The following is a 20,895-nucleotide window of genomic DNA, read 5'->3' as shown; positions in this document are numbered from 1 at the left end:
GATCCCTAATTTTCAGGCTTGAAGTTGCAATGTTAATCGCATATTCAGTGCATCAGCTACTTTGACCAATGTTTCCAGTGAAGGAATAAAGGCGCTGCTGCCACTTTCGAGCCGAGAGACAACGGACTGTTTACTGCCAATTTTTTTTGCCAGTTCAGATTGAGTCATGTGACGTTCCTTACGTGCATTGGCGATCATCACTGCAATATTGTTAATAATCTGCTCGCGCTCATAATGCCTTGCAAACTCATCATCCTGTTGGATTTTATTGTCAATAAATTCATTCAAGGTAAGTGCTTTCATTATCGTATACCTCCATCATGCGTTTTTCAGCAAGTTCAATCTCTTGCTTGGGTGCTTTTTGCGACTGTTTCTTGTATGCATGCAAAAGCACAATAATTTTTTTTTGAATGCAAACGTAAAAAAAACGATAGCCACTGCGGGATGTTTTGATTTTAATTTCCCAGAGCGAGCCTTTTATTTGTCTGAATTGTACTCGTGGGCTATCAAAGCCAAGTTCTTCTATGTTTTTCAAGCATCCAGCAATACGTGCTATCTCATCTGACGGCAAATCATTTAGGAATTCCGCCACGGGATTTTTTCCCGATTGTTTTTGATAAAATGTTACTTCCGTAGTTAATTATAGCATAAATGTGATAATTGCAAAATTTTCAATGCTAATTGCTCATTGAACCCAGTTTTTTTATTAAGGATTCACAATTTGTCAGTGACTCCAGCTTCTTGAATAATTCTTCTTTCGGTATATTATTTTTCAATAAGGGATTAGCCCATAAAAAAAGAATATCTTCATCAGACAATGATTTCTGTAATATATCCGGTTTTTCTTCCAGCAAAATCTCTATGGCACAAGTTACCAGCCATCGAGAGGTTGATAGTTCGCCTTTGGCAATTTCTTCGATGGTCTTAGGGGCAATACTTTTATCTTTATTAAATAATGCTATGGCTTTCTGGTGCAGCTTCTCTGATTTATTATGGATAGACAACAATTCGGAGAAGACTGCTTGTATTTTCAGAGAAACATCAGGCTTGCTGTTTTCTGCCAAACCAATTTTATTAAGTACGGCTAGGGCACGTTGTTTTTTATCATCAGAAAGAGAAGATGTTTTGATTTTAAGTTGTTGAATTGCAGCACTTATCATCGCATCATAGACATCAAGATTAATGCCTTCTTCAAGGCAGATAACACTTAATTCAGAAATGGCCTGAATAAAACTGCCTGGCAATCGAATTCTGAAATCTTTTTGTTCTCCAAGAGACTGTGCTGAAAAGTAGTGTTCAATCGCTATCAGGTTGTTCATGTATTGCTTTAATTCAATGGTTTCCTCAGGGCTTAGCTTCTCCCAGCCATTAAATTCACTGCAATCATTGGCCTGAAATGCTCCATAGGTTGTCTTTTTATCCGATGACTGAACATGCACCCTGGGTGGTTTATTCATATTCGCTTTTACAGCAAATGATAGTTTTTTCATTAAATCCCCTTTGATGTTTGCCAACCCCCAGAACCATCTGGGAGTTGGAGGATATCAATATTTATAATCTGGTATTTTTTCTATTCTTTTATCAATAAATTCAACCAGCTGATCACAATACACGCCTTCCATCGTTTTATAGGGTAGTACTGGATGTATTAGCATATCCTCAATACTTTTATTAAGGAAAAAGGAAATAGTATATAAGTCTTGCCCCTCATCCAGTTCGATACAGACAAAACCATTTAAGTAACGCGCATGGACTCGCAAAGCAAGAGTAGTCTCTGATAGTTCATACCATTTAGATACGCCCCATGACCATACGATGGCTTTATTGGTATGGAGTAGTTGTTGCTGGATAATTTTTGGGATAGTCATTGTGTTCTCCTATGTTTTTACACTTTGTCGTGATGACAAGAAAGAGTATATCAAGGCATTTGTTAATTGTAAACAAATTTTATAATAATTAATTATAAACAAAGTTTATAAAATAAGTTGATAATTGTTAATTACTATGTGATAATGATCTTGTTCCTTGAGAACAAATAGAAAAAACATAGGAGAACAACATGCTACCAGTCTTATCAAAAGAAAAACTATTTAAATTGGCACCTTCCATATTCACACAAGCCAGCTCTCATAAAACAAGCAATAAGTACGCACCCATCTCAACAGAGCAAATCATTGATAAATTAATGTCAGAAGGATTCTTCCCAACATGGGCAACTCAGACCAAAAGCCTGCGTCAAGAATCTAAAGCATTTGCAAAACACATGCTTCGTTTTCAACGTCATGACGCCCTACAAAATAATCAAGGGCTTTACCCAGAGCTGGTTCTTATCAACTCACATGATGGGTTGTCTTCCTATCGGTTAATGGCGGGTCTTTTTCGGCTCGTGTGTGGCAATGGAATGATTGCGGGGCAATCGTATAACGAGATCAGAATTAAACATCAGGGTGATGTTATTGGAAATGTTATTGAAGGCACTTACAAAGTGATTGAAACAGCGAATCAGATGTTGGATGTTTCTGATGATATGGCCTCAATTCATTTGAACGCTGATGAAAAAGGGATTTTTGCCCAAGCCGCCCATGCACTAAAGTTTTCTGATGAAGAGGGGGAAATGATGGTTAAACCTCAAAGCTTACTTCAACCAAGACGTTATGTTGATCAAAAAGATAGTGATCTGTTTACGGTGTTTAATGTCATACAAGAAAATTTGATTAAAGGTGGTATCCGTGGCTATCGTTTAAATAAATACGGTTATACCACTCGAACAAAAACGAGAGAAGTAAAAGCCATTGATCAAAATGTGAAATTAAATCGCGCCTTGTGGACGTTGACTGAAAAAATAATGGAGATAAAAAGATAGTTGATAATTTATAAGCAAAGGGATACCCCTTTGCTTATACCTAAAGAAAGTAATGGACTAATAGTAGATAATAAAAAAATTAAGTTTGAAGGAAATTTATGAAATTAAGATTATACCATGGACGCAATAGTCCAGAACAAGCAATGGATGATTGGGGATTTGAGGGCGCGACATTTAACGGGATGGGATGAATTAGGGGATGGTTTAGAAATGCGCGTATATGAGGATTTAATTAAAACAAAGGAGGGGTACTTTGGGGATTGGGAATTAATTCGAATGTAAGAGGTATTTCTTTGTTATTCTTGGGTTAAAATACAAAAATTCCCGTTTCTGTATTTTAACCACCAATGGACTAAAATTCTGCAATTAAATTTTTTATATTGATATCCAAAGCCCTAATATCTGAAATATGTTCGCAGTTTTTTAAAGTTGCAGCATGAACATGTTCCCGAGCATTTTTGGCTATGGATTTTGTTGCTTCACGATCTGTATTTATCATCAATGAGATATAACTTAAAAACTCGGAACCATTTGATAAAGATTCAAAGCATCCGGCATTAATTTGAATTTCAGCTAATTCTTCAGCGGATGTCTGATATACTTTAGACAAGGCTATAATCTCTTCATTACTCTTTGAAAAATTATGAGCATGAACTGTAATAAAAATTCCTAAACCTAAAAATCCCACTATATATTTCTTAAACATAAAACACACTCCATATAACTCGTTGAACAACCAGTATTCTCAATTGTTCTATTTAAACAACTTCCTTCTTGGTAGTTTTTAAAAATTTATTCCAATCTTTATCTTTTGAAAAAATATAGGTGGCAGCTTCTTCAAAAAAATGGTCAATATTGGAAATGCCAGCCCATTCACAATATTGATTGATTTTCGAAAAAATATCTTGATCTATTTCTAATTTAATTTTTTCTTTGCTGTTTGTTTTCCGTGCTGAGATTAATGCCATGTTATATCTCCAATTAATATCAAAAAATTATATCAATAATGTACTTCTTTATCATCAAAAAATGACTGAATATATTCCATATCCAATATGAAAATTTAAACCATGCTAATACCGATTAGTAAAGGAATCATAGCTACTAGTATAAGAAGAATTTTGACGATGATAATCATTGTTCCAATTATGTTGATATGGGTCCGCATGTCTGGAACAAAATTAAGGAAAAATAAGAGCTATTCATCCATCATTTATAGTTAAAAATTCACTCAAATTAACCTATTTAAACCTACTCAATACCGTATGAATAGTGATTGCTACTACGAATTGTCTTAGGTCATTTTACCACAACTCTATCAGAATGACTTATCCACAAGTCCACAGGTCAGGAGAGCTTCACTTTCTCGTATAGGCCTGTGGGCCTTGTGGGTAAGTCATGACGCTCTCATTTAGGGTTTATGGTCTTTTCCGGCCATAATACACCTCTGCGGGCGTTAAATAATTAAAGGACTGGTGAAGCCTTCGGTTATTATAATACTCAAAATACTCCGTTAAGGCCAGCTCAACCTCTTCAATTGTATCAAAATCATACCGGTAGATTTTTTCTTGCTTAACACTACGCCACAATCGCTCGATAAATATATTATCTAAATAACGTCCTCGCCCATCCATGCTGATAGAAATGTGGTGAGATTTTAGCGTATTTATCCAATCTTTTGAGGTAAATTGAGAACCCTGATCCGTGTTAAAGATCTCACAACGCGAATGCAGCAAAGCGTTTCTAAGCGCCTCAATACAAAATTCAGCCTCCATAGTAGGTGAAATAGCCCATCCAATCACATAACGACTATACCAGTCCATAATAGCTACTAAATACACATGCTTTCCTTTCATGCGGATGTAGGTGATATCTGCGGCCCAAACCTGATTTGGTTTGGTGATATCCACCTCTTTTAATAAATAAGGGAACACCTCATGCTCCTTATTGGGAACGCTTGTATTTGGCTTTGGGTAAACAGTCGATAACCCCATCATTTCCATCAACTTTTTTACTCGACGTTTACCAACAGGATAGCCTACTTCTTTTGACAGCCATCTTGCCCGCTTAATTTTACCTTCACATGGATACTGCAGATAGTGCTCATCAAGTAGCGCCATAAGCGCTTCATCTTCGACAGAAATGGGCTTGGCACTATAATAATAACTTGAAACAGGCAAGTCTAATAGCAAGCATTGTTCACGAATGGTGAGCTCGGCAAGAGGATCAATCATGACGCGCTTTTCATCCAGACTAAAGTTCATGCTTTTTTTTTAGCCAAGATAGCTGCGCTTGAAGTCGACCAATTTCTTGATATAATGCCTCAACAAGCTGCTCTTGGGACTTGGCTTCTTTTTCATTAGCCCCAGAGAATAAATCGTTAATGGCTTTGATGGCCGATTGCTTCCAAGTTTTTACCTGCGTTGCGTGAACACCGTATTCACTGGTAATTTGCGCTTGTGTGAGTTTCCCCTCAATCGCAGCTAGCGTTATTTTTGCCTTCTTGGCCGCCGTATAATAAGCTCGCTTTTTAGACATTTTATTCTCCTCTTTGTATTAAGAAGAATAGCTCTTAAAAAACCTTTTTTTGTGTCCAGAAAACCGCGCCTATATTATGTTGCCTGTCCGATGCACTTGAGCCAAAAGAGTTTCCCATACTGTCCAGATTACCAATCATTGGAAGTCCAGTTGAAGGATTGATTTTTGTTTCATTATTATTGTTTCTCTGGTTAATATTATTTTGATAATTGGGGTTAGGTACGGCAAGATTTTTAAAAAACCATATGATGGGTTTAAAGATTATTTTAATCCATTTCATAAGATATACTCCTGTAATAAAATTATTTAATTAAATGGTGAAACCAAGCATAGCACCACCAATCACACACGCGCAATTGAACTGCGCTCAACAAAAAATCAAACAAAAGCAACAAAAAAATCATGGTAAATAAAAACACAATAATAGAACTTTCTAAAACAAGCACACCTTTCGCAACTGGTTGTCGGTGTTTAACCCGTTGAAATATATAGTATTTTTATGTGTGGAAATTTCATTTCCCCAAAACCATGAATATTTGATTAATATTGAACCATAACCCAGTATGCACATCTGCATAACTTCAATTATATAACACTTTTAAAAAGTATGCATATATGCATACTAATTAAGATAACTTATTGTAAATACATATACAATATGGTTTAATGTATTTTAATAACATTATGCAACACAATAGAAAGGTATGCAAATATGCATACTTTATAAAATGATTAAAAATTAGGTGAAAAATGGCTAGAATTACAATAACCATTCCTGATAACCTTCATACACAGGTGTTAAAGCTTGCCAAAAAGGAAGGGGGTAGTGTTTCTTATACGGTATCAAGATTGGTAGAGTTAGGCCTTCTTGTAACGAACAATAAAAATCAGAAACCAGAAGAGAATGAAGTTTCAAAGGTCGATGAATATTGCAATAAGTTGATCATTCAAATTAATGGGATACTTAAAGAAATAGCAGTTGGAAATTTTGAATTTAGTCCTGAAAAAATTGCAAAAATAACTCAAGAAACAACGGACAAATACAAAGACCTTATTAGTTAGTAAAGTGGGATTAAATCCTGTTTTTTGCTTTTATGAAGAACAAATTAAAACGATATTTATTTAGTAAATTTCTTAAATTTAGATCATTTTTCATTTTTACCCATGACTTTCTTTAGCCTTTTATTGCAAAATAGATCATGGGTAAATAGACAATCAAGAATCCAATAAATCATAACAGGAATAATGCTAAATATTCTAAATTGTTTTTGTTTACATGTTACTCTTTATGCAGCAGTTCCCGTAACCTACTCAACAGTGCGCCAGTACTGCATCCCAACTATTTTATTTCGTAAACTTTTTTGCTATTTTATCTTTAATTTAAAACTGAATGATAGAATGTCCAAAGATGTTACCAATAAGAAAATTTTTGTCTGCAGTTGGGTTGATCACTGTAGTTCGTAAAGAGTTTCAGAAAATCAAATCTCCCCGTGATGCTGCGCCAGGGAAAAATGTTATTTCGTTGACGGATTGTTTGATGTCTGCCTTTGCGATGTTTAATCTCAAGTACCCTTCATTACTCCAATTTGATAGGAGTCACCGACTGGATCCCCAAGTTCAACATAATTTAGGAACTCTTTATGGCATTGAACAGATCCCTAGTGATACGTACATGCGCGAGCGATTGGATGAAGGAGCCCCATCTACTCTGCGTAAAGTCTATAAGTAATATAGGCGCGGTTTTCTGGACACAAAAAAAGGTTTTTTAAGAGCTATTCTTCTTAATACAAAGAGGAGAATAAAATGTCTAAAAAGCGAGCTTATTATACGGCGGCCAAGAAGGCAAAAATAACGCTAGCTGCGATTGAGGGGAAACTCACACAAGCGCAAATTACCAGTGAATACGGTGTTCACGCAACGCAGGTAAAAACTTGGAAGCAATCGGCCATCAAAGCCATTAACGATTTATTCTCTGGGGCTAATGAAAAAGAAGCCAAGTCCCAAGAGCAGCTTGTTGAGGCATTATATCAAGAAATTGGTCGACTTCAAGCGCAGCTATCTTGGCTAAAAAAAAAGCATGAACTTTAGTCTGGATGAAAAGCGCGTCATGATTGATCCTCTTGCCGAGCTCACCATTCGTGAACAATGCTTGCTATTAGACTTGCCTGTTTCAAGTTATTATTATAGTGCCAAGCCCATTTCTGTCGAAGATGAAGCGCTTATGGCGCTACTTGATGAGCACTATCTGCAGTATCCATGTGAAGGTAAAATTAAGCGGGCAAGATGGCTGTCAAAAGAAGTAGGCTATCCTGTTGGTAAACGTCGAGTAAAAAAGTTGATGGAAATGATGGGGTTATCGACTGTTTACCCAAAGCCAAATACAAGCGTTCCCAATAAGGAGCATGAGGTGTTCCCTTATTTATTAAAAGAGGTGGATATCACCAAACCAAATCAGGTTTGGGCCGCAGATATCACCTACATCCGCATGAAAGGAAAGCATGTGTATTTAGTAGCTATTATGGACTGGTATAGTCGTTATGTGATTGGATGGGCTATTTCACCTACTATGGAGGCTGAATTTTGTATTGAGGCGCTTAGAAACGCTTTGCTGCATTCGCGTTGTGAGATCTTTAACACGGATCAGGGTTCTCAATTTACCTCAAAAGATTGGATAAATACGCTAAAATCTCACCACATTTCTATCAGCATGGATGGGCGAGGACGTTATTTAGATAATATATTTATCGAGCGATTGTGGCGTAGTGTTAAGCAAGAAAAAATCTACCGGTATGATTTTGATACAATTGAAGAGGTTGAGCTGGCCTTAACGGAGTATTTTGAGTATTATAATAACCGAAGGCTTCACCAGTCCTTTAATTATTTAACGCCCGCAGAGGTGTATTATGGCCGGAAAAGACCATAAACCCTAAATGAGAGCGTCATGACTTACCCACAAGGCCCACAGGCCTATACGAGAAAGTGAAGCTCTCCTGACCTGTGGACTTGTGGATAAGTCATTCTGATAGAGTTGTGGTAAAATGACCTAAGACAATTCGTAGTAGCAATCACTATTCATACGGTATTGAGTAGGTTTAAATAGGTTAATTTGAGTGAATTTTTAACTATAAATGATGGATGAATAGCTCTTATTTTTCCTTAATTTTGTTCCAGACATGCGGACCCATATCAAAGCGGTTATTTGCCTTTCTTCAAAGAGGGAAATCCCTGGAATCTTATCGTTACCTAAACGGTCGTTATTTACTGGCTGGGGATGGAACTGGATTTTTTGCATCCAATGTAATTCATTGCGACCAATGTTGTATTAAGCATGATCACAAATTATCTGTAGTTTTAACCACAAAGCAATCTATTACCGACCTATCTCTGAAAGCACGTAGTTATATTTTAGCTAATCCACTACGAACATATTTTGCATTATGGTATATAGATGACCACAAAAAAATTACTTTGATTCCAATTAAAGATATCGATAGTTTGCCTACATTGCTGCATGATAAAAAAATGTATAAGGAATTATCAAAAGAAGTTAAGGCGGAAATAGAGCTGGCCATCAAATCCTATCATTATGCTCGATTTCCTGACGAGAAGGTCTCGTATTACCACAATATGTATTGCGCAGCCATAGTTCACCCGGATAAAAAAGTGGTTATTCCATTTGTACCAGAACTTATCATGAAAGAAGATGGCGATACTAAAAACGACTGTGAACGCAACGCTTCCAAACGGTTATATAGGGATTTGAAACGAGAACACCCACACTTAAAAGTCATTGTCGTTGAAGACAGCTTGGCTTCAAATTACCCTCACCTCAATGAGCTTAAAAACCTGGATATGCAGTTCATAACGGGTGCTAAAGAAGGGGATCACAAAGCACTATTTAAATGGCTCAACGAACATGAGTGTATTACTTATGAGCACAAAACAGAAGACGGGGTGACGCACAGTTACCGTTATATTAATGGCGCACCACTCAATACAAGCCATTATGATTTTAAAGTAAATTTCATGGAGTACTGGGAAACAAATAAAAAGGGTGGCAAGCAACATTTTAGCTGGGTCACTGACATAACGATTACCAATAACAATGCTTATGACATTATGCGAGGAGGACGTGCGAACTGGAAAATAGAAAATCCCATATTTAATACACTCAAAAACCTAAACTACCACTTTGGTCATAATTTTGGACATGGATATAAAAATCTCTCGACCATGCTAGCCTTATTGATGATGCTCGCTTTCTTTGTTGATCAGGTTCAGGAGCTTTGTTGTAATATGTTCCAAAAAGCACTAAAAATGCGCCAATCAAAAATTGGTCTCTGGGATAAAATGAAACGCCTATTCAGTGAATATTTTGTTGATAATTGGAATGATTTATTTAACGCAATTATTCATGGGCAGGAGAAAATCAAACTTAATCCCATTAATACCTCATAGCATCTTATTTTTGAACACGGCTATTGTTTTGGTTTTAAATGAGTTTTTGAGTTTTGATAACGATTAGTGCTTGTTTTGCAATCAGATGATTTGTGAATTGCTTGTTGCTGCCCATGAGGAATAGATAGGGAATATTCTATTACCTATCGGTGGGGAGAAACTGGTAGCGGGAACCGCTGCTGTTTTAGTATCATCTACTCTAATTATTTCTTTAAAATAATTATTTAGTACAACCATTGGTGATTTAATGTCATGAGCAACTTGTGTTGCCATTTTTGCAAATTCCATTTCAAAATGGTATTTATTTTTATGTATCTCTAAAGCATCATATACAAAAGATTCTAAAACAGTAAATTCATGGATGTAATTGTAATTAGACTTTGATATATCCACCATCGGTATCTGCAGTTCTTCGCCATTGGTAAAACGTCTGATTATATTTTCAACTCTCTCTAATGGCGCAGCAATTTTTACAGATAAAAATTTGCTACCAATAATAGAAAAAATTGAAAACGGAATAATAATTGAAAGTAGATTTTTATTTATTTGACCTAAATATGGCGCAATACTTTGTGAAAACAAATAAGAAATAAATAGAAATAAAATTACAAATAACAAGGCAATATTAAGTAATATAGGCGCGGTTTTCTGGACACAAAAAAAGGTTTTTTAAGAGCTATTCTTCTTAATACAAAGAGGAGAATAAAATGTCTAAAAAGCGAGCTTATTATACGGCGGCCAAGAAGGCAAAAATAACGCTAGCTGCGATTGAGGGGAAACTCACACAAGCGCAAATTACCAGTGAATACGGTGTTCACGCAACGCAGGTAAAAACTTGGAAGCAATCGGCCATCAAAGCCATTAACGATTTATTCTCTGGGGCTAATGAAAAAGAAGCCAAGTCCCAAGAGCAGCTTGTTGAGGCATTATATCAAGAAATTGGTCGACTTCAAGCGCAGCTATCTTGGCTAAAAAAAAAGCATGAACTTTAGTCTGGATGAAAAGCGCGTCATGATTGATCCTCTTGCCGAGCTCACCATTCGTGAACAATGCTTGCTATTAGACTTGCCTGTTTCAAGTTATTATTATAGTGCCAAGCCCATTTCTGTCGAAGATGAAGCGCTTATGGCGCTACTTGATGAGCACTATCTGCAGTATCCATGTGAAGGTAAAATTAAGCGGGCAAGATGGCTGTCAAAAGAAGTAGGCTATCCTGTTGGTAAACGTCGAGTAAAAAAGTTGATGGAAATGATGGGGTTATCGACTGTTTACCCAAAGCCAAATACAAGCGTTCCCAATAAGGAGCATGAGGTGTTCCCTTATTTATTAAAAGAGGTGGATATCACCAAACCAAATCAGGTTTGGGCCGCAGATATCACCTACATCCGCATGAAAGGAAAGCATGTGTATTTAGTAGCTATTATGGACTGGTATAGTCGTTATGTGATTGGATGGGCTATTTCACCTACTATGGAGGCTGAATTTTGTATTGAGGCGCTTAGAAACGCTTTGCTGCATTCGCGTTGTGAGATCTTTAACACGGATCAGGGTTCTCAATTTACCTCAAAAGATTGGATAAATACGCTAAAATCTCACCACATTTCTATCAGCATGGATGGGCGAGGACGTTATTTAGATAATATATTTATCGAGCGATTGTGGCGTAGTGTTAAGCAAGAAAAAATCTACCGGTATGATTTTGATACAATTGAAGAGGTTGAGCTGGCCTTAACGGAGTATTTTGAGTATTATAATAACCGAAGGCTTCACCAGTCCTTTAATTATTTAACGCCCGCAGAGGTGTATTATGGCCGGAAAAGACCATAAACCCTAAATGAGAGCGTCATGACTTACCCACAAGGCCCACAGGCCTATACGAGAAAGTGAAGCTCTCCTGACCTGTGGACTTGTGGATAAGTCATTCTGATAGAGTTGTGGTAAAATGACCTAAGACAATTCGTAGTAGCAATCACTATTCATACGGTATTGAGTAGGTTTAAATAGGTTAATTTGAGTGAATTTTTAACTATAAATGATGGATGAATAGCTCTTATTTTTCCTTAATTTTGTTCCAGACATGCGGACCCATATCAAAGTATCAAAATAGCAATGTGTGATTGAAGACTATTTAGAGCTAATAACTTGAAGGAACCCTTCTTTCCACAAAAAAAAAACTTGTAGTCATCATAAGTAAACCAAGTACCCATGTCGTTTCAAAAGGATTTAGAAACGGGATAATCCCGGAAACAACGTTATAACGTATTAAAAGATCTGAGGAAATAATAATAAGATAGCCAACGGAGGCTAAACTTATTGTGATATCTTTTGATCTTGCTAAACAAGTCGTAACCAATGTAAATCCAACCACTTCAAGTATTGTATCTATTAATTGATAGACACCAAGAAGTGAAAAATATTTTATATTCCAAGGAATGCCAAATATAAACATAAAAAATATAAGGATTGATACCATTATATAAGGTATGTATAGATGCTTCGATTTATACTTAATATCATTATTCTGTAAGAAAAATATTTTACCCCATGCTATAACCTGAAATAATAAGAAAAAAAGGAAAGGAACTTCAAAAAATGAATTAATGTTAGAGAAATATTTAATATCCAGTATATTCATTCCAAAATTATAAATTCCATCAGCAAAAGCAGCAGAAATAAAGGAAATAAAAAACAAGAAATAAATAATTTTTGTTCTAGGATCCTTAGCTGTTCTATATAACTTAAATGTTAAATAGGATGCAGCAATATCTAGACTTACTTGTCCCAGCAAGGCAAAGCATCCAGCCATTGAACCCGATTCATTTTTTACTAAAGTTAAATACAAAAAGCTATAAATAATCCAACAAATAAATATTGAAATCATTAAATATCTTGGATTGAATTTGTTATCTAACATATTAGTTTTCACACTTTAGCAATAACTCTGGCTGGTAAGCCATCCATGTTAATTATATTTAAAGGCATAATGTAAATTTTACAACGACCTATAGGTGCATTATTTAACTCCAAACCTTCTACAATCAGCACTTCTTTGGAGAGTAATGATTTATGCACAGGTAAATCTTCCGCATCATATTTATCGACACTAATATAATCAATCCCTACGATTTTTACCTTTTTTCTCAAAAGTTCTTCAGCCGCTTCCGGCTCTATATAAACATAATTATTAGTAAATTTATCTTGTTTAGAAAGTTTGGAATTTGCTGTTTTGAAAAATACAATATCACTACTCATAATAGGTTGCTCTGTGATAAAGCTTTTAGTTATAGATCTTTCTGTGTCTGGAACTTTGATAATAATCCCAGAGCCAATAAGATGATCTATTGAAAAATCGCTACTTGTTTTTCCTTCTTTGATTACGTGTGCAGGATAATCTATGTGAGTACCTGTATGATTTCCAAATTGCATGTGACATAGATTAAAAGAGTTGGTGAGTCGACCGAGGGAACTTCCCCCTCAGCCGCTCGCAGAACCGGACATGATACTCTCGCATCATCCGGCTCCCATTAAGTCAACGCACCGAACATACCTTCGCGCCAATGAATGAACAGCGTAGGCATTTCTTTATGGATTCGTTCCATTAGTTTGCCTGCTTTGGTTCTGCTGTTCCCCAATGATTTATACTTCTTCTTTGCCCAGGCCAACAACATATTGTTGACGCACCGCCAAACTCGATACATAGCGGATCGTGAGTATTTTCCATAATACGCAAGCCATCCCCTTAGCATCGGGTTGATGAAGTCAGCCAGTTCTTGAAGACTCAAGGAAGTGTTATTTCTCCAGCTGCCCCTCCGCAGTTTCAATGTCATTGCCTTCACGGCCTTTAATGATACCACCGGAGTGAAGCCAATGAAGAAACTGTTTCTTGACTTGACTTTGACTCGTCTTGCTTTGAACGTATAGCCTAGAAAGTCGAATGATTTATTTCCATATCGTCCTTTCCGTGCTCCGTCTTTGCAATAGATAATCTTTGTCTTGTCAGGGTGAATTTCAAGACCACGAGACTTAAATCGATCATCAATCTCTTTTAGCATTTCCTCTGCTTCTCGCTGTGTCCGGCAATGGGCAAGCCCATCGTCGGCATACCGACACCATGGAGACTCCGGGTGATGTTTTGTCATCCAGTGATCAAATGCATAGTGCAGAAACAGATTACTTAATAGAGGACTGATCACGCCGCCCTGCGGCGTGCCGGCCGTTCTCGGCAGGCATATTCCTTGTGGATCATGAATTGGTGCAGTTAACCATCTTTCCACATACAGCACTATCCATTTGTCGCTGATGTGATGCTTCACTGCTTTCATGAGAAGTTCATGGGATAAATTGTCAAACAGACCTTTTATGTCAAATTCAACGACCCAGTCATAATCCCAGCACCGTTTCCTTGTAACGCCTATCGCATCTAAGGCGGATTTATTAGGCCTATATCCATAGGAGTCGTTCAAAAAGTGCGGTTCAAGAAGCGGCTCCATCATTAATTTCACCGTCATTTGCGCAATTCTGTCCGTCACTGTAGGTATACCTAATTTTCTCACACCGCCTTGTTTCTTAGGAATAGCTACTTCTTTCACCGCTGGTGGAAAGTAGCTTCCTGAACTCATGCGATTCCATAGCTTATACAAGTTGCCCTTGAGGTCTTGGCTAAACTCATCAATGGATTGATTATCAATACCAGCAGAGCCAGCATTGGCTCGCACCAATTTATAAGCTTGCCAGACAAGTTGTTTTGGTATGTTAAATGGTTTTGTTGTCACTAATATGTCATCCTGCTTCCAGTTGTACATTAATGCTAACGACTTAACGCAACCCCTTCGCTCCATCACCATTACAGTGACTTCAACACTAATACGAGTTGCTCCGCCCCAATGTATTGCATCAGTACTATCAGCCTCATTGTTTCTGCAATTTGACCTTTCCCTTGGCATCAATACATTGGTTCCCGCAGTTCCATAGAAAAGCCCGAAAACAGACTCACGCCACCTACACGCCGGACACCATTTATGCAGCACCCAAGTTCGCTCATAAACTCTTCCCGGAAGTACGACCTTGCCCCCGGTTTCGATGTCAATATCACGCGCTATCGACGCGTCATCAGTGGTTCATTTACATTCGTCTTTCTGTTCCACACCTGCCAGATCTATTCTGACTTTTCTTCATCGCTCATGACCTATGCTCTTAACATACGCCACATGAAGTGGTTTCAAGCCCGCTCTTGGTCGCTTGCTTCGGCGGGACTACCGCCATCTTTTCTATAGCTTCTATGCTTCGAGGTAAATTCGTTCCTTAAATTCACGTTCTGTGCATCTACGGCACACAGTCGCTGTCGCGAAATGATTTGCTCGATAAATAATCGATGAGACTTGATTTGACGCACCAACATGTAACTTAAATCAGATCGAACCCAGCCAGCTCAATCACGCCCCTTGTATAACCGTTTTATAGGTGCTATTTGCATTATTTGCTGCAATATTAGTCATTTTATCAATTTCTGGACGTACCTCGCCTGAAAGATAACGAGTAAGTTGCCTTAAATTGAACCCAAATACAGCAGCATAACCAGCGCTTTTGGTGGTTTCATCAGATTTCATACGGCTTCTACCCAATTGACCTCCGTGTTTCGTGTGGCCAATCAAAGGCTCAATACCAGCGCGTCGATGATGCAATAATTGCCGAATTGGCCATGGTGTTGTTTCACGAGCCGCATTGAGCGTCCTATCAGGACGGGGTAATTGAATTTCAAGGACGCCTTTTTCAATCAATAGCTGTTCGTTGCTCAGTGAATAATACCCTTTATCTGTCGCCACAGATGCCAGCAACCCCTTTCCAAAAAGATGCTCATGTGTATTGAGCATCAGCGGTAAAGACTGAGCATCTGGCATATAAGTAGACGTGCATTCGCCAACAAAAAGAAAATTACCTCCAATACGTCCTAATTGATAGACGCGGCCAAACTGCACTCCTTTATTTAATTTACCTTTGTTAAAACAGCCGACTTCATAAGCATGCAATGAAGAGATCGATGTATTGATAATACCTTCAAAAAGATAACCATGTACATTCTGTAATAACATAGTCCCGCGCCAGCTCAGCGTCTCGACAGAACGGCGAAGCGCCCAATATTTACCCGATGCTAACTTAGCACCAAACAAATATAAATCATTTAAGATAGGCAGTACATCAGCATACGTTTCACGCCATAATCGCTGAAGTACCACGGATAATATACCCCCACCAACATCTTTACGTTTCAAATTAAAATAATACAGCGCGATTTGTTTTAAATTGCTTAGTCCAACGCAGTACTGTTTCATGCCACCAGAACACAATTGATTCAGTCCTTTTCCAACTTTTGACGCAAGGACAGCAACTTTAATCAATAAATTAGCGATTGCGGGATAGGCTATATTAGCTTCTTGCACAGTAGAGTCAATATCGAGCTCCGTAGGATTAGCATAATTCAGTTTAACCGCTTGTTGCGCTATCAAATTGGCAAGCCGTCGTTGTTTTTCAGGGCTTAATCGAGAACGAAACGTCTCGATTTTGGTATGGTCTGGCGCATGCCATTTCTTGATGAGACCATAACCACAAAACAGACGGAAGGCGGCATTATCACGTACCTGCTGCTCAGCAAACCTATCGGTTAAATTAAACATCTGCTGTAAGACATAAACCCCTAAATGAATACGGATTCGCAAGGGTCTGCCCATCCACCAATGTTTCTTCTCCGTGCGCTGTAAATCAGGCAATACTAATTGCAGCATCTCATCCCAGGGGAGTTTCTGAGCCAGCTTAACCAGGCGATGGTCATTACCGACTGTAATGGTAGCGGTGCCTCCTGTAACCGGCTCATCAAAGCCATTCACATCCAAGCTCATTGTTTGCTTACACCCTCTTTATCGTACTGTTCTTTGCTTCGCTACTAATTTGGCACATCTGTTACTGAAAAACATCAGATTCCACCACCAGATGGATAAGTGCTTTTTAAGCATGCCTTTTCGTAGGCGGTAGGTCTGGTAATGACTTAAAATCCCAAGATAAGAGTTGATGGAGCATAAAAAAGCCATCTGCTCTTCTTTGGTGGGTTTATGGTCTTTAACAACCTGGTTATGGCGCTGGATGGCCTCATAAAAATTCCCTTTGATGCGACGTCCGGCATGGATGCAGTGTGGTTTGAGCATCACTCCAAGAAACGGGACGCCTTTGCAGTAGTGCTGCAGGTATCGTTTACGCGGATGAAGCTCAAGTTCGAGCTCTTTTTGCAAAAACTGCTCCATTCGGGGTATGAGTGATTTTAAAAATGCATTATCTTCATGCACCAGAATAAAATCATCGACGTAACGACCATAGAAACGCACACCCAAATCGTGTTTGATGAAATGGTCAAAGGGATTTAAATAGAAATTGGCAAATACCTGGCTGGTGAGATTGCCAATCGGTAGCCCGCAGTGAGACCTGGCATAAAAAAGGCTCTTGTCTTTGGGAAAACCCTGCCAGTCGCGTCGTTTCCCCTTGATAAAGCAGTGGCTGGTTGGTTCATTTTGAATGACTTTGCAGGCGACCTCCAGGATTAATCCCTTGTCGGGCTGGTTATAATGGGTCTCGATAAAACAGCGAAGTTTCTCCCAGAGAATATGGCGGTTAATGCGGATGAAAAAACTTAAGATATCGAGCTTCAGCACATAGGAGTCTCTTTGGTAATTTAAAGAGCATTTGCGGATAAATTCGTCGGCACGCGCAATGCCCATGTGCGCGCCTCGTCCCTTGCGGCTCGCATAGCTATCATAAATAAAGGCTTTCTCAAACAGAGGATTCAATTGATTGATTAACCAGTGATGCACCACACGGTCACGAAAATCAGCAGCAAAGATTTCGCGTTTCACAGGCCTATCAATCACAAAAGCAATCGAGCGCCCAGGGTTCCAGGTGCTAGAATTGAGTTCATCTCGCAAAGCAATGAGATTGCTTTCATAATCCGTTTCAAAGCGGAGCGCATTCATGGTGTTGCGCTTGTTCTTGCGGCAGTCAAAATAGGCTTGAAATAAGGATTCCAATGACGCACCATAGTTCATACGGCTCTGTTCCTTTTCTATCAATAGTCTCATTCTAATAGGGTAGCGTGGACTTGTTAAAAGCCCACGCCGATTGTGACTTTACTTTGTTTAAAACCCCGAACACACCTAACCCGAAGATTGTTGTTCTTATTGTCGTCGTTCTGGTTGCCATTGTTGAAGTTCTGGTTCCAGGCGTTGTTCGTAGGATTGCCGGAAAACTCGGTAGAACTCCAGTAGTTGTCACCGGCAAAACCGCCTAAACAATTAATAAAGGTGTTTTGGTCTGTACAAGGCGTCTTGTGCAGACGCGAATCAACTGCCAAGTCAGTCCCTTTATCGCTTTTAAACAAAAGCATGCTCGCTCATGAACGCCGTAGCTCTCATGATTCTGGCTTTATCGACTGGCATTACGCCAGCCGGTCACCTGTTTGCCTATGCGATCTAAAAGCTCACTTAATAATGCCTGCTTTTTAAGTGATACCAGTTTCATCTCGACACACAGGCGAATTTCTAGTTTCAATAACTCCAACTCATCTAAACTGGACTTTGGCCATTTTCCAAAACCTGCTATGAGATAATTTAAAACCTCAAGCAATATATCGAACCCAATTCTACTCACCTCGCCTCAACCATAGCATGGAATTCGAAATGATAAATATAAATTCACTATGTACTTTTTTTGTGATACTGGTTATAATATGTGAATTATTATTAAGAGAGAATGGGTATGAAAAAATCAATCTACGATTTACCTTCAGAGATAGGAAAGGAAATTTCGGGTCACCTACCTTCGATAAAAGCCAAAACGAATGCTATATTAGATAAACATACCCGAACCTTATTTCAACCCCCTGCCATTTTATCCAAATTCCTGGAGTTTGTGGCTCATGGAAAGCAAGACCATGCAGAAAAAATATTTACAATAAGGAAAAAAAATCCCCACCAGCTCCAGGAGTTATTACTTGAACGAGGCACAGTGACCGACTATTCAGGTCGAACCTTTACCAATATTTCAGCGTATGAATACGCTTATTGGGCAAAGGACAAGCATATGTGCCGGATGCTTGAATCGCATATGGACGAGAATACAAAAGCGGCGATGCTAAAGCGCTGCGAAGCGATAGAGAGCAATGGGTTAACCTATAAGCAACATGGGGTCGAGGTTAAGAATTCAAAGCATTTTGACTTAACCCCACTCAAAACAGCACTGAACAATTATATTGATGGTTATGATAACTGGGAGAGCTCCCAGAATTGTGACGCCATGAAGGCGGCATGGATGGAGGTTGGAAAAGAGCAGCGCGATGTTCCAGTCCATGTGGCTAATGAATATTGCCGTAAAGACCGCTCGTTTGACCCAACACCTCAGTTTAATGAGGACAAATTACCCCGTAAGTTAGCGTTCCACAATTATAATACAAACAAAGGCGAATCGTGGTTCCCCTTGGTTATTTCTGATTCTTCCGGGCTTGCGGTTGATTTTGCATTAATTAGGGCGGGGCGTGGGGTGGGCGCGGCGGGGCCGTGGGGGTTGGACGCTTTCGGCGGCGCCGGATGATTTGGCGGCTATAATCCGCCTTGATGAAGTAAGAACATTAGATCTCACGCAGTCGCGTAAAAACCTGGAGCCGACAAAACCTGGGCTTGAGATTGATAACCGTATTTTTTAATGGCGTGCGTGAGCAGACCGGCGGCATAGGCCGCCGGGCTAAAATCCCAGCACACATTTAAAAACCATTCAAGTAGCTCCTGGTACTGCCAACTTTCTGTTGTTCTTACCCACCACATGACCCAGAGATGTAGGTACCTTCTGATCTTTTTGGGAGACACCCCATCTTTGACCATAAGATTAATCTGCTCTCGTGCTTTTCGTAACGTCCTTGCGTGCGGGACAATAGTGTCAAGCCCAGGCGTTTGATGATTAATTGCAATCTCTGTACCCCCCCCCACAATGAGGTTAGATTTTGCGCAGTACCCGCCGGGATAACTGCTCTATCATTTGCCTGTATCACATGGGTGTTATCCTGGGTTTGCGTCCCAGGATAGTGTATTCCGAGAAAGTGGAATCCTTTCTCAATGTTGCCTATGCGTGTCTTTTTGCGCGATAAACTGAGCCGTCTTTCATGCAACACCTCCATCATGCGCTGTTTGCAACGGTTAAGCTGACGGCTGGTTTGGCACAGAATAAGAATGTCATCCTGATACCGGATATAGGTTACATCCATCGAATTGAAGGCATCATCCAATGGCTTTAAATAAATGCCACTAAAAAACTGAGACAGCGGCCCACGTAGCGCAATTCCCTGATCGGGATTTTTATATCCGCGAGGGGTTTCAATGGGATTGATAATAATTTGTTCTAGCATGGATTGGACATTGAGATCGTTATAGTGCTTTTTGATATCTTGAATCAATTGGTGATGCGGGATGGACTTGTAAAACGATTTGATGTCAGCGCGGATGATGTATTGTGGTTTTTTTTCCAAAAGCACTTGCCGGATACGCCGCGTGGCAAGCCGTACACCACTTGGTCCATGAAGATGGTAGCAATTGGGGTTCATCACGTAAGGGAAGGTAGGTTTTATTTGTTTGAGCAAAATATTTTGGAAAATCCTGTCCGATAAATGCAGCTGATCAACCATTTCATCTGGAAAATAATGGCGCTTAAGATGGCGCGGTGTATAGCTGCCATTCACCATGGATTCAACACCCCGCACCAGCCAATCATCTATTTCTCGTGCCATGAAATGCACGTCGTGATTAGGGTTTGCATGATGTTTTTGTTTGTGAATTTTGGCGAACAACTTGCGGCCAATATTCACCATGTCGGCAATACTCCATCGTTTCATGTTGATTTTTGTTCTGTATGTTCGTGGTGTGAGGCCAAGAGCGGGATGACTCCTATTTAAAAAAATTGCTAAAGCGGATAAAGCGAGTATCTTGATGTTCGCAAAAACAATAAGGTAC

At 39.0% G+C, this 20,895-nt stretch carries 28 protein-coding genes; 9 read left to right on the top strand and 19 right to left on the bottom strand.

From position 1 onward, the window contains the following. Positions 1-12: 12 nt before the first annotated feature. The 4 genes from HRS36_RS00310 to HRS36_RS00295 all read right to left on the bottom strand — a co-directional run bounded on the left by HRS36_RS00310 (position 13) and on the right by HRS36_RS00295 (position 1,868). Positions 13-303 (bottom strand): helix-turn-helix domain-containing protein, encoded by a 291-nt coding sequence (locus tag HRS36_RS00310; protein ID WP_173235497.1) that lies wholly within the window; start codon positions 301-303, stop codon positions 13-15. Beyond that, a complete protein-coding gene (locus HRS36_RS00305) occupies positions 281-592 on the bottom strand; it encodes a type II toxin-antitoxin system RelE/ParE family toxin (protein WP_173235495.1) in 312 nt (103 codons plus the stop codon). Before HRS36_RS00305 ends, HRS36_RS00310 begins: the two co-directional genes overlap by 23 nt. Before the next feature lie 85 nt (positions 593-677). After that, entirely contained in the window at positions 678-1,490 is an 813-nt protein-coding gene (locus HRS36_RS00300) for a hypothetical protein (protein ID WP_173235493.1), read from the bottom strand. Between the two features lie 54 nt (positions 1,491-1,544). After that, complete coding sequence (locus HRS36_RS00295; protein WP_173235491.1) at positions 1,545-1,868, bottom strand: hypothetical protein; 324 nt, start codon at positions 1,866-1,868, stop codon at positions 1,545-1,547. Positions 1,869-2,185: 317 nt separating this feature from the next. Here HRS36_RS00295 and HRS36_RS00290 point away from each other — a divergent pair, with 317 nt between their 5' ends. After that, positions 2,186-2,863: a DUF932 domain-containing protein gene (locus HRS36_RS00290; RefSeq protein WP_267313915.1), complete on the top strand. Its 678-nt coding sequence runs from the start codon at positions 2,186-2,188 to the stop codon at positions 2,861-2,863. Between the two features lie 352 nt (positions 2,864-3,215). Here the strand turns inward: HRS36_RS00290 and HRS36_RS00280 are convergent, their stop codons facing one another. From HRS36_RS00280 to HRS36_RS00260, 5 genes are all read right to left on the bottom strand, one after another. Beyond that, positions 3,216-3,569 (bottom strand): hypothetical protein, encoded by a 354-nt coding sequence (locus HRS36_RS00280; RefSeq protein WP_173235486.1) that lies wholly within the window; start codon positions 3,567-3,569, stop codon positions 3,216-3,218. A gap of 52 nt (positions 3,570-3,621) precedes the next feature. Next, positions 3,622-3,831 carry a hypothetical protein gene (locus tag HRS36_RS00275; RefSeq protein ID WP_173235484.1) on the bottom strand — a complete coding sequence of 70 codons (210 nt, stop codon included), beginning with the start codon at positions 3,829-3,831 and terminating at the stop codon, positions 3,622-3,624. 450 nt (positions 3,832-4,281) lie between these two features. Continuing rightward, a complete protein-coding gene (locus HRS36_RS00270; protein ID WP_173235473.1) occupies positions 4,282-5,127 on the bottom strand; it encodes an IS3 family transposase in 846 nt (281 codons plus the stop codon). Beyond that, positions 5,117-5,401, bottom strand: coding sequence for a transposase (locus tag HRS36_RS00265; RefSeq protein ID WP_173235475.1), 285 nt, complete (start codon positions 5,399-5,401; stop codon positions 5,117-5,119). The genes HRS36_RS00270 and HRS36_RS00265 overlap by 11 nt, the downstream gene beginning before the upstream one ends. Positions 5,402-5,435: 34 nt before the next feature. Continuing rightward, positions 5,436-5,681 carry a hypothetical protein gene (locus HRS36_RS00260; RefSeq protein ID WP_173235384.1) on the bottom strand — a complete coding sequence of 82 codons (246 nt, stop codon included), beginning with the start codon at positions 5,679-5,681 and terminating at the stop codon, positions 5,436-5,438. Between the two features lie 470 nt (positions 5,682-6,151). On the opposite strand from HRS36_RS00260, the gene HRS36_RS00255 reads away from it, so the two are divergent. From HRS36_RS00255 to HRS36_RS00235, 5 genes are all read left to right on the top strand, one after another. Beyond that, positions 6,152-6,463: a hypothetical protein gene (locus HRS36_RS00255; RefSeq protein ID WP_226905523.1), complete on the top strand. Its 312-nt coding sequence runs from the start codon at positions 6,152-6,154 to the stop codon at positions 6,461-6,463. 346 nt (positions 6,464-6,809) lie between these two features. Continuing rightward, complete coding sequence (locus HRS36_RS00250; protein WP_173235482.1) at positions 6,810-7,130, top strand: hypothetical protein; 321 nt, start codon at positions 6,810-6,812, stop codon at positions 7,128-7,130. 74 nt (positions 7,131-7,204) lie between these two features. Further along, positions 7,205-7,489, top strand: coding sequence for a transposase (locus tag HRS36_RS00245; RefSeq protein WP_173235475.1), 285 nt, complete (start codon positions 7,205-7,207; stop codon positions 7,487-7,489). Next, on the top strand, positions 7,479-8,324 hold the full coding sequence (locus tag HRS36_RS00240; RefSeq protein WP_173235473.1) for an IS3 family transposase: 846 nt from the start codon (positions 7,479-7,481) through the stop codon (positions 8,322-8,324). The genes HRS36_RS00245 and HRS36_RS00240 overlap by 11 nt, the downstream gene beginning before the upstream one ends. Positions 8,325-8,536: 212 nt before the next feature. Beyond that, positions 8,537-9,859 carry a hypothetical protein gene (locus HRS36_RS00235; protein WP_173235480.1) on the top strand — a complete coding sequence of 441 codons (1,323 nt, stop codon included), beginning with the start codon at positions 8,537-8,539 and terminating at the stop codon, positions 9,857-9,859. Positions 9,860-9,940: 81 nt separating this feature from the next. Here the strand turns inward: HRS36_RS00235 and HRS36_RS00230 are convergent, their stop codons facing one another. Next, positions 9,941-10,477, bottom strand: coding sequence for a hypothetical protein (locus HRS36_RS00230; RefSeq protein WP_173235478.1), 537 nt, complete (start codon positions 10,475-10,477; stop codon positions 9,941-9,943). Positions 10,478-10,566: 89 nt separating this feature from the next. On the opposite strand from HRS36_RS00230, the gene HRS36_RS00225 reads away from it, so the two are divergent. Together HRS36_RS00225 and HRS36_RS00220 are read left to right on the top strand one after the other, a co-directional pair. Next, a complete protein-coding gene (locus HRS36_RS00225; RefSeq protein WP_173235475.1) occupies positions 10,567-10,851 on the top strand; it encodes a transposase in 285 nt (94 codons plus the stop codon). Then, a complete protein-coding gene (locus HRS36_RS00220) occupies positions 10,841-11,686 on the top strand; it encodes an IS3 family transposase (RefSeq protein ID WP_173235473.1) in 846 nt (281 codons plus the stop codon). The genes HRS36_RS00225 and HRS36_RS00220 overlap by 11 nt, the downstream gene beginning before the upstream one ends. Before the next feature lie 307 nt (positions 11,687-11,993). On the opposite strand, the gene HRS36_RS00215 is transcribed toward HRS36_RS00220, so the two are convergent. The 7 genes from HRS36_RS00215 to HRS36_RS18530 form a co-directional block, all read right to left on the bottom strand. Then, the gene (locus HRS36_RS00215) at positions 11,994-12,773 is read right to left on the bottom strand and encodes a hypothetical protein (protein WP_173235471.1); all 780 of its coding nucleotides are present in this window, start codon (positions 12,771-12,773) and stop codon (positions 11,994-11,996) included. 8 nt (positions 12,774-12,781) lie between these two features. Beyond that, positions 12,782-13,285, bottom strand: coding sequence for a cyclase family protein (locus HRS36_RS00210; RefSeq protein WP_173235469.1), 504 nt, complete (start codon positions 13,283-13,285; stop codon positions 12,782-12,784). Between the two features lie 98 nt (positions 13,286-13,383). Continuing rightward, positions 13,384-14,802 (bottom strand): group II intron reverse transcriptase/maturase, encoded by a 1,419-nt coding sequence (gene ltrA / locus HRS36_RS00205; RefSeq protein ID WP_226905451.1) that lies wholly within the window; start codon positions 14,800-14,802, stop codon positions 13,384-13,386. A gap of 489 nt (positions 14,803-15,291) precedes the next feature. Then, positions 15,292-16,752: a transposase gene (locus HRS36_RS00200; RefSeq protein ID WP_173235467.1), complete on the bottom strand. Its 1,461-nt coding sequence runs from the start codon at positions 16,750-16,752 to the stop codon at positions 15,292-15,294. 18 nt (positions 16,753-16,770) lie between these two features. Further along, entirely contained in the window at positions 16,771-17,970 is a 1,200-nt protein-coding gene (locus HRS36_RS00195) for an RNA-directed DNA polymerase (RefSeq protein WP_226905453.1), read from the bottom strand. 32 nt (positions 17,971-18,002) lie between these two features. After that, entirely contained in the window at positions 18,003-18,284 is a 282-nt protein-coding gene (locus HRS36_RS00190) for an Lcl domain-containing protein (protein WP_173235465.1), read from the bottom strand. Positions 18,285-18,322: 38 nt separating this feature from the next. Beyond that, positions 18,323-18,547 (bottom strand): four helix bundle protein, encoded by a 225-nt coding sequence (locus tag HRS36_RS18530; RefSeq protein WP_197933202.1) that lies wholly within the window; start codon positions 18,545-18,547, stop codon positions 18,323-18,325. Positions 18,548-18,655: 108 nt separating this feature from the next. Between HRS36_RS18530 and HRS36_RS00180 the strand changes: the two genes are divergently transcribed. Then, positions 18,656-19,486, top strand: a complete 831-nt coding sequence (locus HRS36_RS00180; protein WP_173235463.1) for a hypothetical protein — start codon at positions 18,656-18,658, stop codon at positions 19,484-19,486. A 44-nt stretch (positions 19,487-19,530) separates the two neighbouring features. Here the strand turns inward: HRS36_RS00180 and HRS36_RS00175 are convergent, their stop codons facing one another. Together HRS36_RS00175 and HRS36_RS00170 are read right to left on the bottom strand one after the other, a co-directional pair. Further along, positions 19,531-19,716, bottom strand: a complete 186-nt coding sequence (locus HRS36_RS00175) for a hypothetical protein (RefSeq protein ID WP_173235382.1) — start codon at positions 19,714-19,716, stop codon at positions 19,531-19,533. After that, positions 19,704-20,777 (bottom strand): reverse transcriptase/maturase family protein, encoded by a 1,074-nt coding sequence (locus HRS36_RS00170; protein ID WP_173235461.1) that lies wholly within the window; start codon positions 20,775-20,777, stop codon positions 19,704-19,706. The genes HRS36_RS00175 and HRS36_RS00170 overlap by 13 nt, the downstream gene beginning before the upstream one ends. Between the last annotated feature and the right edge of the window lie 118 nt (positions 20,778-20,895).

The sequence above is a fragment of the Legionella antarctica genome (genome assembly GCF_011764505.1).
Classification (GTDB): Bacteria; Pseudomonadota; Gammaproteobacteria; order Legionellales; family Legionellaceae; genus Legionella; species Legionella antarctica.
The sequence above is the reverse complement of the archived record's forward strand: the minus strand, read 5'-3'. Positions and strand labels throughout refer to the sequence as shown.

Coding starts and splice junctions, on each gene's coding strand:
- HRS36_RS00310 (WP_173235497.1), bottom strand. CDS start 303: ATGAAAGCACTTACCTTGAATGAATTTATTGACAATAAAATCCAACAG.
- HRS36_RS00300 (WP_173235493.1), bottom strand. CDS start 1,490: ATGAAAAAACTATCATTTGCTGTAAAAGCGAATATGAATAAACCACCC.
- HRS36_RS00295 (WP_173235491.1), bottom strand. CDS start 1,868: ATGACTATCCCAAAAATTATCCAGCAACAACTACTCCATACCAATAAA.
- HRS36_RS00290 (WP_267313915.1), top strand. CDS start 2,186: ATGTCAGAAGGATTCTTCCCAACATGGGCAACTCAGACCAAAAGCCTG.
- HRS36_RS00280 (WP_173235486.1), bottom strand. CDS start 3,569: ATGTTTAAGAAATATATAGTGGGATTTTTAGGTTTAGGAATTTTTATT.
- HRS36_RS00275 (WP_173235484.1), bottom strand. CDS start 3,831: ATGGCATTAATCTCAGCACGGAAAACAAACAGCAAAGAAAAAATTAAA.
- HRS36_RS00270 (WP_173235473.1), bottom strand. CDS start 5,127: ATGAACTTTAGTCTGGATGAAAAGCGCGTCATGATTGATCCTCTTGCC.
- HRS36_RS00265 (WP_173235475.1), bottom strand. CDS start 5,401: ATGTCTAAAAAGCGAGCTTATTATACGGCGGCCAAGAAGGCAAAAATA.
- HRS36_RS00260 (WP_173235384.1), bottom strand. CDS start 5,681: ATGAAATGGATTAAAATAATCTTTAAACCCATCATATGGTTTTTTAAA.
- HRS36_RS00255 (WP_226905523.1), top strand. CDS start 6,152: ATGGCTAGAATTACAATAACCATTCCTGATAACCTTCATACACAGGTG.
- HRS36_RS00250 (WP_173235482.1), top strand. CDS start 6,810: ATGTTACCAATAAGAAAATTTTTGTCTGCAGTTGGGTTGATCACTGTA.
- HRS36_RS00245 (WP_173235475.1), top strand. CDS start 7,205: ATGTCTAAAAAGCGAGCTTATTATACGGCGGCCAAGAAGGCAAAAATA.
- HRS36_RS00240 (WP_173235473.1), top strand. CDS start 7,479: ATGAACTTTAGTCTGGATGAAAAGCGCGTCATGATTGATCCTCTTGCC.
- HRS36_RS00235 (WP_173235480.1), top strand. CDS start 8,537: ATGAATAGCTCTTATTTTTCCTTAATTTTGTTCCAGACATGCGGACCC.
- HRS36_RS00225 (WP_173235475.1), top strand. CDS start 10,567: ATGTCTAAAAAGCGAGCTTATTATACGGCGGCCAAGAAGGCAAAAATA.
- HRS36_RS00220 (WP_173235473.1), top strand. CDS start 10,841: ATGAACTTTAGTCTGGATGAAAAGCGCGTCATGATTGATCCTCTTGCC.
- HRS36_RS00215 (WP_173235471.1), bottom strand. CDS start 12,773: ATGTTAGATAACAAATTCAATCCAAGATATTTAATGATTTCAATATTT.
- HRS36_RS00210 (WP_173235469.1), bottom strand. CDS start 13,285: ATGCAATTTGGAAATCATACAGGTACTCACATAGATTATCCTGCACAC.
- ltrA (WP_226905451.1), bottom strand. CDS start 14,802: ATGCCAAGGGAAAGGTCAAATTGCAGAAACAATGAGGCTGATAGTACT.
- HRS36_RS00200 (WP_173235467.1), bottom strand. CDS start 16,752: ATGAGCTTGGATGTGAATGGCTTTGATGAGCCGGTTACAGGAGGCACC.
- HRS36_RS00190 (WP_173235465.1), bottom strand. CDS start 18,284: ATGCTTTTGTTTAAAAGCGATAAAGGGACTGACTTGGCAGTTGATTCG.
- HRS36_RS00180 (WP_173235463.1), top strand. CDS start 18,656: ATGAAAAAATCAATCTACGATTTACCTTCAGAGATAGGAAAGGAAATT.
- HRS36_RS00175 (WP_173235382.1), bottom strand. CDS start 19,716: ATGTGGTGGGTAAGAACAACAGAAAGTTGGCAGTACCAGGAGCTACTT.
- HRS36_RS00170 (WP_173235461.1), bottom strand. CDS start 20,777: ATGAAACGATGGAGTATTGCCGACATGGTGAATATTGGCCGCAAGTTG.